Origin of the sequence: Paraburkholderia acidipaludis NBRC 101816, from assembly GCF_000684975.1 — a bacterium.
GTDB lineage: Bacteria > Pseudomonadota > Gammaproteobacteria > Burkholderiales > Burkholderiaceae > Paraburkholderia > Paraburkholderia acidipaludis.
Window position 1 is genome coordinate 243,727 of record NZ_BAXZ01000002.1, and the last position, 14,148, is coordinate 257,874.

The following is a 14,148-nucleotide window of genomic DNA, read 5'->3' on the forward strand; positions in this document are numbered from 1 at the left end:
AGCAGTCTATCGGCTGCACCGGCCGGCAGATATCAGACTAAGACGAATTCTTGACCCGAATCCAGGTGATGTGCGCGTTCGCCGCAGCTTGCCAGGCAGTTTGCGGCTCCGTACACTCGCGCCTGATTTCCATTCGGGGTGTCCGGCGGCCGCGCGGGCGCTTTGGCGACACCCCCCAGACAACCGGAAACAGAACACGCCGCCAAGAGGAGCCCTCCCCATGTCCGATTCCTATTTCCCCCGCTGGCGCCCGCAGTCGAGCGGCGCCAAACGTGCCGGCGGCGTCGTCGCCACCGACGAGCGCCTCGCCTGGCCGCAGATGGTCGCGATGGGCGTGCAGCACGTCGTGGCGATGTTCGGCTCGACCGTGCTCGCGCCGCTGCTCATGGGCTTCGATCCGAACCTGTGCATTTTCATGTCCGGCATCGGCACGCTGCTGTTCTTCGCCGTGGTGGGCGGGCGCGTGCCGAGCTATCTCGGTTCGAGCTTCGCCTTCATCGGACTCGTGATCGCGGTGACGGGCTACAGCGGCCACGGCCCGAATCCGAACATTCCGGTCGCGCTCGGCGGCATCATCGTGTGCGGCGCGGTCTATGCGGTGATCGGCCTGATCGTTTCGGCGGTGGGTACGAAGTGGATCGAAACGCTCATGCCGCCCGTCGTCACGGGCGCGATCGTCTGCGTGATCGGCCTGAATCTCGCGCCCATCGCCGTGAAGGGCGTGAGCGGCTCGCAGTTCGATGCGTGGATGGCGCTCGTCACCGTGCTCTGCGTGGGCGCGGTGGCGGTCTTCACGCGCGGCATGCTGCAGCGCCTGCTGATTCTCGTGGGCCTCCTGATCGCCTACGTGATCTACGCGATCGTCACCAACGGCATGGGCCTCGGCAAGCCGATCGACTTCTCGATCGTCGCCAACGCGGCGTGGTTCGGTCTGCCGAAGTTCGGCGCGCCGGTCTTCGACGTTCACGCCATGGCGCTGCTCGTGCCGATCGCGGTGATCCTCGTCGCCGAAAATCTCGGCCACATCAAGGCCGTTTCCGCGATGACGGGCACGAACCTCGACCGCTACATCGGCCGCGCGTTCATTGGCGACGGCATTGCCACCGTCGTTTCGGGCTTCGTCGGCGGCACGGGCGTCACGACCTACGCGGAGAACATCGGCGTGATGGCGGTCACGCGCATCTACTCGACGCTCGTGTTTGCCGTGGCCGCGCTGATCGCGATCGTGCTGGGCTTCTCGCCGAAATTCGGCGCCGTGATCCAGACGATTCCGGGCCCGGTGCTGGGCGGCGTGTCGATCGTCGTGTTCGGCCTCATTGCCGTGACCGGCGCGCGCATCTGGGTCGTCAACAAGGTGGACTTCTCCGACAACCGCAACCTGATCGTCGCGGCCGTCACGCTCGTGCTCGGCGCGGGCGACTTCTCGCTCAAGCTCGGCGGCTTTGGCCTCGGCGGCATCGGCACGGCTACCTTCGGCGCGATCATTCTCTACGCGCTCCTGCGCCGTAAGCCGGCGCAGGAAGCTGCCGTTTGAGGCCGCGCTGCGGCGCGTCGCGGGTCACACCGCTTCGCTTCGCATACCCAGGCACCCAGGCGCGGCTCAGCCGCGCCCCCGCCTGCGCGTGGTCACTGCCGTTTCGGATAGATCCACCTCGCGCACGAGCTTGTTCATCGTTTCGTCGTTGATCTTCTGCTGGTTGCGCAGCGCGAGCAGCGTCGCGCGTTCGGCGCGCATGGCGGCAAGGCGCATGCGCACCTCCAGCGCTTCGCCGCGGCGGGCGTGCTGGCTGCGGTCGCGGTCGGAGTCGAGCGTCGCGATGCGCCGCCGGTAGATGTCCATCACGCGCGCCGTCGTATCGGCGGCGTAGGCGGCGTCCGATTCGTCGAGCTGCTCGCTGACTTCGTCGTGCAGGGCGTCGATGGCGCGGATGGCCGCCTGCGCGGCCTGCACGCGCGCGGCGCGCTCCTCGGCCGCGTGCGGCGGCACGCCGGAACGGCCCACGCTGCGCAACAGCAGCGGCAGCCCCACGATCGCCACGAGCAGCGAGGCGAGAATCACGCCCGTCGCGATGAAGATCGCGGTGTCGCGTCCGGGCAGCGCGCTGCCGTCGGCAAGCGCCACGGGCAGCGAGAGCACGCCCGCGAGCGTGACGGCGCCGCGCACACCCGCCACGGTCGTGATCGCGACCGTGCGCAGCCCCGGCACGGCGCTCGCCATGCCGCGACGCGCCGCGTTGCGGCTCGCCACCCAGCGCAGCAGCCAGACCCATATGAAACGCATGGCGTAGAGCGCGGCGAGCACGGCGGCGACATAGCCGATCAGCAGCAACATCTGCGCGTTGCTCGTATGATGCGCGTCGAGCAGCGCCTTGCCGAGAATGCCCGGAAACTGCAGGCCGAGCAGCGTGAACACCATGCCGTTGAAGACGAACTCGATCATCGTCCAGGTGCTCGCCGCGCGCACGCGCGCCGAGACGGGCCCCATATGGGCGACGCTCGTGTAGTTCATCATCATCCCCGCCGCGACGGCCGCGAGCACGCCCGAGCATTCCATATGCTCGGCGAAGAGATAGGCCGCGAACGGGATCAGCAGCGTCATCACGACGCCGGGCGCGGGGTCGCCGTCGTCGGTGACATTGAGAAAGCGCGCCGACACGAAGCTGAAAATCCAGCCGATCGCGGCGCCCACGGCGAGCCCGCCCGCCGCGATCACGACGAAGCTCAGCGCGGCCGCATGCAGCGAGAAATAACCGGTGAGCGCGGCGGCCACGGCAAATTTGAGCGCGACGAGGCCCGACGCGTCGTTCATCAGCGCTTCGCCTTCGAGGATGTGCATGAGCTGCGCGGGCAGGCGATCCTTGCCGGCGATGGCGGAGAGCGCGACGGCGTCGGTGGGCGAGAGCACGGCCGCGAGCGCGAACGCGACGGGCAGCGAGACCTGCGGCACGAGCCAGTGCACGAAATAGCCCACGGCGACCACCGTGAAGAGCACGAGGCCCAGCGCGAGCGTGAGGATCGCGCGGCGCTGCAGGAAGAACTCGCGCTTGGGAATGCGCCAGCCGTCCGCGAACAGCAGCGGCGGGATGAACAGCGCCATGAAAATGTCGGGGTCGAACGTGACGTGCGGGTTCACGCGCGGAAACGTGAGCAGCGCGCCAATGCCGATCTGCACGAGCGGCAGCGGCAATTTAACGGGCAAAAGACGCACGACGACGCCCGAAAGCGCCACCGCCAGGAGCAAAATGAGAACGGTGAAGAGGATTTCCATCGATTGGGCGAAGAAGGGGGAGAGGCGTCCCCTTGATGCAGAAAGGTTGGCAGAAGCGGCCGGCGGGTCGCTCAGGTTGGGGAACAGTTTAGCCCGAGGGCGCGAACGGATGCCGTGAAGCGGTCGCGGCGGGGCGGCCGATCGCGTGCACAATGCTGGTGCGCGCGGTGCCTGGTCGATGCCCGTTCGCGACGCATGCGGTGTGTTCCCGACCCGCATTCCGATGCGCGTCACATTGGAGTGCGAGCGAGCACGGACCTTGCTTACCCGCTGCGTGTGACGCAATGAACCGGCCCCGGCGGCCATCTCCGCGCGAGTGCCTCGCGCTAACGCCGGCGCCGGTCTCGCGCGAGAGGAAGGCATGACCACAGAGCAACAGGACAGAACGGCCGCCGCACCGCCCGGCTTCAGCATGAGCGTCGCTTCGGGGCTGGAGCGCTATAGCGCGCGACATGGCGATCTCACGCTGACGAGCGTGTTCCAGCCGGTTTTCAGCCTTTCGCACATGCGGGCGATCGGCTACGAAGGACTGCTGCGCGCACACGACGCGCTCGACCGCCCCATTTCGCCCATCGACGTATTCGGCGAAGCGGCGCGCGTGGGCGAGACGCTGCAGCTCGATCGCCTGGCGCAAGGGCTGCATATCGAGAACTTCAAGCTGCTTGGCGCGGAGCGCGAATGGCTCTTTCTCAACGTGCATCCGGGCACCCTGATCGAGCCGTATCACACGGCGGCGCTGCTCGCGAACCTGCGGCGGCTCGACTTGCCGCCGCGGCGCATCGTGCTCGAGGTGCTGGAAGAAGAGGCCGCCGATCTCGACCAGCTCTCGCAAGCCGTGGCCTCGTTTCGCGAGCGCGGCTTTCTCGTGGCGCTCGACGACTTCGGCGCGGGCCACGTCGATATCGGCCGCGTATGGCAGCTCAATCCCGACATCGTCAAGCTCGACCGCATCATGCTGCTGCATGCGGCGCATCGCGCGGACATGGCGGCGACGCTGCCCGCGCTCGTCGCGCTGCTGCACGAGGCGGGCAAGCTCGTGCTGATCGAAGGTGTGGAGACGGAGCAGGAGGCGCAGCTCGCGCTGTCGTGCAACGCGGATTTCGCGCAGGGTTTTTTCTTCGCGCGGCCCGCGCCGGGGCTCACCGACGCGGCGCACGCGCAGTCCGTGATCGCCGAGGCGACCGAGCGCTTTCGCACGCAGACCGAGCAGCGCGAGCGCGGCACGGCAAACCGGCTCGCGCCCTATGTGCGCGCCTTCGAGCGCGCGGCGGAGCGGCTCGGCGCCGGCGAGTCCATGGAGGAGGTGTGCTGGAATTTCCTCGGGCTCGATTACGCGGCGCGCTGCTATCTGCTCGACGCGAACGGACGGCAGGCGGGGCGCAACGTCGTGCTGCGCGTCGACCGTGCGCAGCACGATGCACGCTTTCTGCCGCTGGACGATGCGCAGGGGGCGAACTGGCTCAGGCGTCCTTACTTTCGGGCGGCGCTGACCGGGCCGGGGCGCGTGCACGTCACCGCGCCTTATCTGTCGATCAACGAGGCGTTGCCATGCGTGACGCTTTCGATGGCCGTGCACGTGGGCGACCGGCTTTGCGTGCTGTGCGGGGACGTGGACTGGCTTTCGGATGAGCCGCGGTGAACGCCTGGGCGCACGCTGGCTGAGCTGCAAATGAAACGGGCGGCTCTCTGGCCGCCCGTTGCGCTTCCATGCGCTTACGTCGCGCGCGTCACTTCGCCACAACCACCGGAATCCCGCGCAGCGCCCCTGCGCCCTTGAACGACTCGACGGCCTCCTGCACCACGGCGCTCGTCTTTGCCTCCAGCTTCAAGCGCGCCGCCAGTTCGCGCTCGCTGCGCTTCACGGCCGCGAGGTTGGCGAGCTTCACATGGCCGTAGCCGCGCACGCGCTGGTAGAGGCTCGCAAGCTTCGCAATATCGTCGGCGTTCTGCGCATCGAGGTGTGCGAGCGCACCGCGCATCGTGGCTTCGTAGTCGTCGGCGAGTGCGCGTTCCATGCGGCGTTCGAGCGTCTTGCCGAACGGATCGAGCCACGTGCCGCGCACGCTGCGGCCCTTCGAAAGCAGCCCCAGTGCCTTCCACATCCACTGGCCGAACTGCATTTTGCGAGGCACTCCACCCTCCTTTGCGTGCGCAACGAGCGGCGGCGCCATGTTGAACTTCACCGTGAAATCGCGGGCCGCCGTGCCTTCGAACTGCGCTTCGAGCGCGGCGCGGAACGCGGGATCGGTATGCAGCCGCGCCACCTCGTATTCGTCCTTCACCGCGAGCAGGCGATAGAACGTCGTCGCCACGGCGCGCGCGGGCGCTTCGCCTTCGCGCTTGTCCGCGGCACGGGCCGCATCGACGAGCGCGCGGTAACGCTTCGCGTAACCCGCGCCGCCATAAGTGACGAGACGCGCTTCACGGTCGGCGATCAGCTCGTCGAGCGTCTGCGTAAACTTCGGCGTGCCAGGCGGCTTGCGCGCGGCGTCGAGCGATTCGAGCGCGGCGGGGTCGGCGGCGGCGAGGCGGCCGATCGAGAACGCCATCAGGTTTGCCTGCACGGCTATGTTGTTGAGTTCGATCGCGCGCGTGAGCGCCGCGAGCGAAACGGGCACGAGGCCAAGCTGCCACGCGAAGCCGAGCATCACGATGTTCGCGCCGATCGTGTCGCCGAGGAAGCGCTGGGCGAGCGCCTGGGCGTCGCATGTCGACAGCGGATCTTGCGTCGTCGCGGCGCCGTTCGTGGCCGCGTGACGCATCTTCGCGAGCAGGGCGTCTGCATGCAGGTTCGCTTCGGGGTTCTGCACGAACGACGCGTTCGGAATCTCGTGCGTGTTCACGACGATGCGCGTGCGGTCGTGGCGCACGGTCTGCAGCGCGTCGGCGCCCGCGCCCACCACCATGTCGCAGGCGAGCAGCAGGTCGGCCTGTTGCGTGTCGATGCGCACCTGGTTGAGCAGCGCGTCGGTGGCGGCGAAGCGCACGAACGAGAGCACCGAGCCGCCCTTCTGCGCGAAGCCCATGAAATCGAGCACGGAGGCGCTCTTGCCTTCCAGATGCGCGGCCATGCTGATGAGCGCGCCTACCGTCACGACACCCGTGCCGCCCACACCGGTCACGAGAATGTCGTAGGGCGCGTTGTCCAGATGCGTATGCGGGACGGGCAGCGCGGCGACGCGCGTGGCGAGCGTCTGCGGATCGAACGCGGCGCCCGCGGCCTTCTTGAGCTTGCCGCCTTCGATCGTCACGAAGCTCGGGCAGAAGCCGTTCACGCACGAGTAGTCTTTGTTGCACGACGACTGGTCGATGCGGCGCTTGCGGCCGAGTTCGGTCTCGACGGGCTCCACTGAGAGGCAATTCGACTGCACGCCGCAGTCGCCGCAGCCTTCGCAGACGGCTTCATTGATGAAGAGGCGCTTGTCCGGGTCGGGAAATTCGCCCTTCTTGCGGCGGCGGCGCTTTTCGGCGGCGCAGGTCTGGTCGTAGATCAGCACGGTCACGCCCGGGGTGTCGCGCAATTCGCGCTGCACCGTGTCGAGTTCGCGGCGAGGGTGAAACGTCGTGCCCTTCGGGAACAAGCCGTGATGGCCGTCGTATTTCTCGGGTTCGTCGCTCACCACCACGAAGCGCGAGACGCCTTCGGCTTCCACCTGGCGCGCGATCTGCGGCACCGAGATGCTGCCGTCCACGGGCTGGCCGCCCGTCATCGCGACGGCGTCGTTGTAGAGAATCTTGTAGGTGATGTTGGCCTTCGCGGCCACGGCCTGGCGGATCGCAAGGATGCCTGAATGAAAGTAGGTGCCGTCGCCCAGGTTCTGGAACACGTGCTTCATGTTCGTGAACATGGAATGCGCGGCCCAGTCCACGCCTTCGCCGCCCATCTGGATGAGGCCCGTGGTGTCGCGCTCCATCCACGAAGCCATGAAGTGGCAGCCAATGCCGGCTTGCGCGATGGAGCCTTCGGGCACCTTGGTTGAAGTGTTGTGCGGGCAGCCCGAGCAGAAGTAGGGCGTGCGGCGCACGGCGTCGGCCACGTTCGAGAGGATCTGCGGCGCCACGAGATCGACCACGCGCTCGCGGCGGTCCAGCACGGGCTTGTGCTTCGCGAGCCATGCCGCGAACACGGGCAGGATGCGCGACGGGCGCAGTTCGCCGAGTTCGGAGAGCAGCAGCGCGCCGTTCTCGTCGTGCTTGCCCGTGATGACGGGGCGTGCGCCTTCCTTGCGGTTGTAGAGGTAGTCCTTCACCTGCTGCTCGATCACCGGGCCCTTTTCCTCGATCACCAGCACGTCGGTCAGGCCCGAGACGAAGGCGTCGATGCGCGACATCTCCAGCGGGAACGAGAGGCCCACCTTGTAGATACGCACGCCGGCGCGCTCCAGGTCTTCCACCGTGATGTCGAGGCGGCGCAGCGTCTCCATCAGGTCCAGGTGGGCCTTGCCGCAGGTGATGATGCCCACGTTCGCATGCGGGCTCGGCGCGATCCACTTGTCGATGCTGTTCGCGCGCGCGAAGTGGCGCACGGCGTCGAGCTTCGCGGCAAGACGCTGCTCGATCGCGAGGCTCGGCAGGTCGGGCCAGCGGTTGTGCAGGCCGCCCGGCGGCGGGGTAAAACCCGCGGTAGCCATATCAGGCGCGTGCCAGTCGGTCTTGATCGCATCGAGATCGACGGTCGAGCCCGATTCCACGGTCTCCGAAATCGCCTTGAAGCCCACCCAGGCGCCGGAGTAGCGCGAGAGCGCCCAGCCGTACAGACCGAATTCGAGCATGTCGGCCACGTTCGACGGGTTCACGACGGGCATGTGCCACGCCATCATCGCGAAGTCGCTCTGGTGCGGCATGGACGACGAGACGCAGCCGTGATCGTCGCCCGCTACCACGAGCACGCCGCCGTGCGGCGACGAGCCGTAGGCGTTGCCGTGCTTGAGCGCGTCGCCGGCGCGGTCCACGCCGGGGCCCTTGCCGTACCACATCGCAAAGACGCCTTCGACGGTGCGCTCGGGATCGGCCTCGACGCGCTGCGTGCCGAGCACCGCCGTACCGCCCAGTTCCTCGTTGATGGCGGGCAAAAAGCGCACGCCGGCGGCGTCGAGCAGCTTCTTCGCCTTCCACGCCTGCTGGTCGACCATGCCGAGCGGCGAGCCGCGATAACCGCTGATGAAGCCCGCGGTGTTCAGGCCGCGCGCGGCGTCGGCGGCGTGCTGCATGAGCGCGAGGCGGATCAGCGCCTGGGTGCCGGTGAGGAAGATGCGGCCGCGCGTGGCGGCGAGGTTGTCGCTCAGGCGGTAGTCGGCGAGCGGCGGGCAGGCGGGGCCGGAAGCGGGCGAATCGCCGAACGCGGGGCGGGCGGTCATGGGGGGAGTCTCCGTTATTGCCTCGACACGTCCGTTGCGTGTCGAAAGAGACTCTATTTTTTCGCGCCAATGACGGAAATTTTTTGCTAACTATCCCGGTGGGCAAGCGGGTTGCGCGAGAAGCCACGCGTCGCCCGCATTTTTTGAGATGAATTTTCCGCAGCCGTTCCGCGACCGCGGGAAAGCGCGCTCAAACCAGATTCACGCCGTGGGCGGGCGGCCCGTCGTAAGGCTCGATGTCGTGAAAGTACGAGTAGTCCATGTGGCTCACGCCGTCCACCTCGTAGAGCAGATCGACATAACGGTGCTGCCAGTGGATCTGGCTGTCCGACCACGTGTGCCGGGCCTGCATGGTCTGCGCCGTCGATTCGTCGGAACCCTCGATCATCGCCAGCAGGGAAGCATGCTGGCGCGCGAGCGATTCGGGTGTTTCGCCGTAGAGCGGGCTCGATTCGTCGATGATGTGCATCAGGTTCCAGCCGAGCATGAAGATGGGGTGGTGGTCGCGCACGAGCTTGAGGTCGTAGATGCGTCGCGCCGTGTAGCCGTCCGAGGAGGTTTCGACGCGCATGAGCCGCAGCTTCGCCCCCGCTTCCGCAATCACGTTCTGGCGCGCGTTGGCGGCGCGCACCATCAGCGTCGTGTGGCCGTCGATGGGATGCACGACCACCTCGCGCGCGAACATGATCTTCGCGCGCGGCCGCGAGAAGCGGGCGAACACGAGCCCGGTGGCCAGCGCGATGCCCGACATGCCCACGAAGATCTCGAAGGTCGCGACGATGTGGGCGTAGATCGTCTGCGGATGCATGTCGCCATAGCCGACCGTGGCCAGCGTTTCGACGCTGAAGAAGAACGCGCCGCCGAAGCCGTGCGGAAACTGGTTGGCGATAGGCGCGCGGCCGAGCTGGTAGAGGCAGGCGAAGACCGCGTTGAGGATCAGGAACAGCGTGCCGAGCGAGGCGAAGAAGGTGGGCCAGCGCATCGTGAGCGCGGTGTGGTAGAGATCGCGCCAGCCCGTGGAAGGCATGCCGTACACCATGAACTGGCGCGCGCCGATGAGCAGTTTGCGCGGCGTGCCGCGGAACCCGCCGGCCGGGCCGACACGTTCTTCGGCAACTTGCTCGTGCATACTGGGCTGCGACTGCTCGGGCGTCATGTCGGTCTCTGTCTCTTCGGGCTGAAATGGGAAGAAGCGTAGCAATGCCGAAGAAACTGGACAAGCGCGGGAAGAGGCTGCGTGCCGTTCCGCGCGCAGCCGGGGGGCTTCAGTCGGGGGAGCTTCAGGGAAACGTATGCGGCTTCGGTATGCCCGCGCCATGCTCGATATCGGCGATCGCCTGGCGGCGCGCGGCATCGACGGCGTCGGCCGGTGCGCCGAAGCCCGCATTGCCGCCGATCGTGATCCACGGCTGCACGGGCTTGTCGCGGTGCGTGATCTGATATTCGGCGTCCCAGCGCGCGCCCTGCAGTTCGAGCGGATGCACGCGGATGGCATAGACGCCGTAGAGAAAGAGCTGATCGGCCATGATCGCCTCCAGCCGGATGACCGGTGAAACTGCCCGACGCCCGGGCGCGGCAGGCGCCTTACAGTTCGAGCTCGCCAAGAATGCGGTGCGCGAGCGCCTTGGCTTCTTCCAGCGCCTCTTCCGGCGTGCCCGATGCGCCATCCACTTCGTAGACCGAATTCTCGAGCTCCTCGCCGTCGTCGCGCGAGAGCGAGACGAGGCCCTGATACTGCCCGCCGTCCACGGGCCGCACCACTGCAGTTGCCGTGTAGATCCCCTTGGTATAGGTGACGTCTTCCATAGCATGCTCCTCGTGGACGGAAACGCCTTCCCGGCGCGCTGCCCGCGCGGCTGCGCAATGCCGGGGAGGAAATTCCATGCTAGCACGTTGCCCGCGCGGCTGCGGGGCACGCATATGACAGTGCGGACCCCGTTATCGGCGCGAGCGGACCCTGCCTGATGCGGGCTTGGGATGTGCGCTTTAGTCCGCGAGCAGCGCGACCACTTCGTCGAGCGTGGGCGAATGCGCGCCCGCCCGCCGGCAAGCCGCGGCGCCCGCGGCGAGCGCGAACGCCAGATGCTGGCGCCACGTGCGCTGCGGCGTGCTCATGAGGCTGAAGAGCAGACCGCCGATCGACGCGTCGCCGGCGCCCACCGTATCGGCCACTTCGACGCGCGGCGGCGCCGCTTCGATCACCTCGCCGTCGACGGTATGGAGCGAGGCGGCCTGCGCGCCGCGCGTCACGAGCAGCGTCGCGGCCGGATTGAGCGCGCGCATGGCGGCAATGGCCTCCGTTTCGCTGTGGTTCGGGAACAGCATGCGCAGGTCCTCGTCGGAGACCTTGATGAGGTCGGCGAGCGCGGCCATGCGGCGCAGGATCGGCTCGTAGCCGTGCGCCATCAGGTTGCGGTAGTTCGGGTCGAAGCTGATCTTCACGCCGGCCGCGCGCAGTTCGGCGGCGAGCGTCGCGAGCGTTTCGCCGAGCGGCTGGCGCACGAGGCTGATGCAGCCGAAGTGCGCCCACTTCGCGTGCGCGCGCCAGCCTTCGGGCAGCTTCGCGGGATCGAACGCGAGGTCGGCGCTTTGCTCGCCGATGAAGTAGTAGGCGGGCGGATGCGTCTGATGAACGATGGCAAGCAGCGGCGGATGCGCCACACGCTGCATGAAGCGCATGTCGAGGCCCGCGGCGACGCTGGCGTTCCAGAGTTCATCGGAAAAATTGTCGGTGCCGAGCGCGCCCACGCAGGCCGTGGGCAGGCCGAGCCGCGCGACCGCGCGCGCGACGTTCCAGCCCGCGCCGCCCGGATGCGCGCGCCAGTGCGAATCGCCGTGCGCAGGCGTGCCGTCCGGTGCCGGAACGCGCACGAGATCGGTGAGGATGTCGCCGGCCGAAACGAAGGCCGGAAAGCCCGACGAGAAGTCGGGACCCGTGTTGCAGGTACTCATCGCGTAGCTCCTTCTCCTTCCTGCTGGGCGTCTCCCGCCTGCGCGAATGCCGCGCTGCGGCCGACGGCGGGGGCCATGCCGCGGCCGGGCAACGCGTTGAGCGTTTCGTAGCACGCGCCCATGGTGTGATAGTCGGTCTTGCCGGCGGGGCTCTTTTCGTCGCTGTACTTGCGGTTGTCGCAGGTGAGGATGCGATACCACGCGCCGTAGCGGTGATCGACGAAGTGCGCCCAGCTATAGCGCCACAGTTCGTCGTACCAGTCCCAGAAGCGTTCGTTGCCGGTGCGCTTGCCGAGCAGCGCGGCCGTGGCGAACGTTTCGGCCTGCACCCAGAAGTATTTGTCGTGATCGCAGACCGTGTAGTCCGGGCCGAAGCCGTAATAGAGGCCGCCGTGGTCGTTGTCCCACGCGTGCGCCATGGCCGCGTCGAAGAGTTCGATGGCGCGCGGCAGGAGCCACGGCAACGGACGATGGCGTTCGAGGATCAGCAGGAGCTTCGCCCACTCGGTCTGGTGGCCCGGCTGGAAGCCCCACGGACGGAAGATGTTCGAGCTGTCCTCTTCGTTGTAGTGCCAGTCCACCGACCAGTCGGCGTGATAGTGCTCCCACACGAGCCCTTGCGAGAGCTTCGCCTGGCGCAGCGTGAGGTTCGAGGCGATGCGCTCCGCGCGGTCGAGATAGACGACGTGGCCGGTCGCCTCGTAAGCGGCGAGCAGCGCCTCGGTGCCGTGCATGTTCGCGTTCTGGCCGCGGTAGCTCGACACGACCCAGTCGGCGCTCGCTTCGTCGGCATAGAGGCCCGCAGCCGCGTCCCAGAAGCGGCGCTCCATGAGCTCGAAGGTCGCGCCGATCATCGGGCGCGCTTCTTCGATGCCCGCCATCGCCGCATGGGAATACGCGAGCAGCACGAAAGCGAGGCCGTAGCAGTGGCGCGTGGCGTCGAGCGTGCGCCTCTGGCCGTCGCGCCAGTCGATCTCCCAGTCATAGCCCTCGTGATGCGGATCCCAGTGCGCGTCGTGCAGGAACTTCAGGCCGTGGCGCGCGTACTCCAGGTACTGCGGATCGCCGAACTCGCGATACGCCATCGCGTAGTTGAAGACGTAACGGCAGCTGCTCACGAGGTGCCGCGTGTGCGCGTTGTAGACCGAGCCGTCGTCGCGGAAGAAGTGGTGGAAACCGCCGCTCGGGTCGTACACGTTGGGCGCGTAGAAGCGCAGCGTGTCCTCGACGTGCGAGAGCAGGAACGCGCGGTCGCGGAAGTTCGCGACGCTCGGCGCGGCGCTGTGCGGCTCGTTGGTCTGGGCGTTGGCCTGGTTGTCGGCCTGGTCGCTGGCCTGGTCGGATACGGGTTCGGTGAGCTTCGTCATGGCTTTCTCATCATGGCTTGAGCGTGGCGACGCCTCGGCGCGGGGTGGCCGCGCGCGAAGTCGGGTAGGCAGCGGCGTCGGGCCCGGCCGCCGCCGCTGCGGTAGCCGTAGGGGCCGCGGGAGCCGCGGAAGCGGCGGTGCGCGAATGGGTTGATGTGGTGTGCGAACGGTCGCGTTCCGTCGCGGCGCCGGGACCGGCTGCGCCTGTCGTGCTGCCGCGCACGATCAGTCGCACGGGCAGGCTGAGTTCGCTCGCGTCGGGCATCTCTTCAAGCAGCAGTTCGACGCCGCGGCGCCCGAGCGCTTCCTTGTCCACCGCGATCGTGGAGAGCGGCGGCGCCGCGTGCGCCGCGCCCGCGATGTCGTCGAAGCCGACGATCGCGATGTCCTCGGGCACGCGCAGGCCGCGCTGCTGGCAGATGCGCATGGCCGCGAGCGCGGCGGCGTCGTTGTAGGCGAACACGGCGTCGGGCGGTGCGTTGCGGGTGGCGTCGAGAAGACGCTCCATCGCGCGCGCGGCGCCGGAGTCGGGATCGAGCCCGGCGTCGATCGTCACTTCGAGCGAGGGATCGAAAAGCAGGCCCGCCTCGAAGAACGCGCGCCGGTAGCCGAGCGCGCGCTGCGCGATGCTGTAGTGCGCGAGCGATCCGCCGATGAAGGCGATGCGCCGGCGTCCCAGCTCGAAGAGATGATTCATCGCGAGCGCGGCGCCCGCGAGGTTGTCGATGTTGACCGAGCGCAGGCCCGGCGCCCACAGGTCGATCAGCACGAGCGGCCGCTTGAGCGCGACGAGCGCGGCCAGCATCTCGGGCTCGACGAAGCCCGCCACGGCGATCGCATCCGGCGCGTGCAGGCGCAGTTGCTGGACGGTGTCGTCGGCGGGGCCGGCGGTGAGCAGCGCGGGCACGATGCCGTGTTCGCGGCAGGCGTCTTCGACGCCGTGCAGGACGTGCGAGAAGAACGGGCTGGCGGCGAAGTTGTTGTGCTGGCGATGCAGCAGGAACGTGAGGCGGCGAATGCGCGGGCGCAACTGGCCGCAGTCGTAGCCCAGCGTGCGCGCGATTTCGACGATGCGCGCGCGCGTGGCCTCCGAGAGGCCGGGCTGGTTCTTCAGGGCGCGCGAAACGGTGCCGATCGAAACATTGGCGGCCTGCGCGACGTCGCGGATGGTTGTCCCCATGACTCCTGTTGGCGGCGGCTCGTG

The 14,148-nt window shown here is 67.9% G+C and carries 10 protein-coding genes; 2 read left to right on the forward strand and 8 right to left on the reverse strand.

Annotated elements, in window-relative coordinates; genetic code table 11:
• The first annotated feature begins 220 nt into the window (after window positions 1-220).
• Window positions 221-1,534, forward strand: a complete 1,314-nt coding sequence (locus BAC01S_RS02215; protein WP_027793293.1) for a solute carrier family 23 protein — start codon at window positions 221-223, stop codon at window positions 1,532-1,534.
• A 66-nt stretch (window positions 1,535-1,600) separates the two neighbouring features.
• On the opposite strand, the gene BAC01S_RS02220 is transcribed toward BAC01S_RS02215, so the two are convergent.
• A complete protein-coding gene (locus BAC01S_RS02220; RefSeq protein ID WP_027793294.1) occupies window positions 1,601-3,268 on the reverse strand; it encodes a Na+/H+ antiporter in 1,668 nt (555 codons plus the stop codon).
• Between the two features lie 361 nt (window positions 3,269-3,629).
• Between BAC01S_RS02220 and BAC01S_RS02225 the strand changes: the two genes are divergently transcribed.
• A complete protein-coding gene (locus BAC01S_RS02225) occupies window positions 3,630-4,907 on the forward strand; it encodes a sensor domain-containing phosphodiesterase (protein WP_027793295.1) in 1,278 nt (425 codons plus the stop codon).
• An 88-nt stretch (window positions 4,908-4,995) separates the two neighbouring features.
• Here the strand turns inward: BAC01S_RS02225 and BAC01S_RS02230 are convergent, their stop codons facing one another.
• The 7 genes from BAC01S_RS02230 to BAC01S_RS30080 form a co-directional block, all read right to left on the reverse strand.
• Window positions 4,996-8,625, reverse strand: a complete 3,630-nt coding sequence (locus BAC01S_RS02230; RefSeq protein WP_027793296.1) for an indolepyruvate ferredoxin oxidoreductase family protein — start codon at window positions 8,623-8,625, stop codon at window positions 4,996-4,998.
• 190 nt (window positions 8,626-8,815) lie between these two features.
• Entirely contained in the window at window positions 8,816-9,754 is a 939-nt protein-coding gene (locus BAC01S_RS30070) for an ion channel (RefSeq protein ID WP_043200964.1), read from the reverse strand.
• A 151-nt stretch (window positions 9,755-9,905) separates the two neighbouring features.
• Window positions 9,906-10,151, reverse strand: coding sequence for a hypothetical protein (locus tag BAC01S_RS02240; protein ID WP_027793297.1), 246 nt, complete (start codon window positions 10,149-10,151; stop codon window positions 9,906-9,908).
• A gap of 58 nt (window positions 10,152-10,209) precedes the next feature.
• Window positions 10,210-10,431, reverse strand: coding sequence for a hypothetical protein (locus BAC01S_RS02245; RefSeq protein ID WP_027793298.1), 222 nt, complete (start codon window positions 10,429-10,431; stop codon window positions 10,210-10,212).
• Between the two features lie 180 nt (window positions 10,432-10,611).
• On the reverse strand, window positions 10,612-11,577 hold the full coding sequence (locus tag BAC01S_RS02250; RefSeq protein ID WP_027793299.1) for a carbohydrate kinase family protein: 966 nt from the start codon (window positions 11,575-11,577) through the stop codon (window positions 10,612-10,614).
• A complete protein-coding gene (locus BAC01S_RS30075; protein WP_245616479.1) occupies window positions 11,574-12,944 on the reverse strand; it encodes an AGE family epimerase/isomerase in 1,371 nt (456 codons plus the stop codon). Before BAC01S_RS30075 ends, BAC01S_RS02250 begins: the two co-directional genes overlap by 4 nt.
• Window positions 12,945-12,954: 10 nt before the next feature.
• Window positions 12,955-14,124, reverse strand: a complete 1,170-nt coding sequence (locus BAC01S_RS30080) for a LacI family DNA-binding transcriptional regulator (RefSeq protein WP_245616481.1) — start codon at window positions 14,122-14,124, stop codon at window positions 12,955-12,957.
• Between the last annotated feature and the right edge of the window lie 24 nt (window positions 14,125-14,148).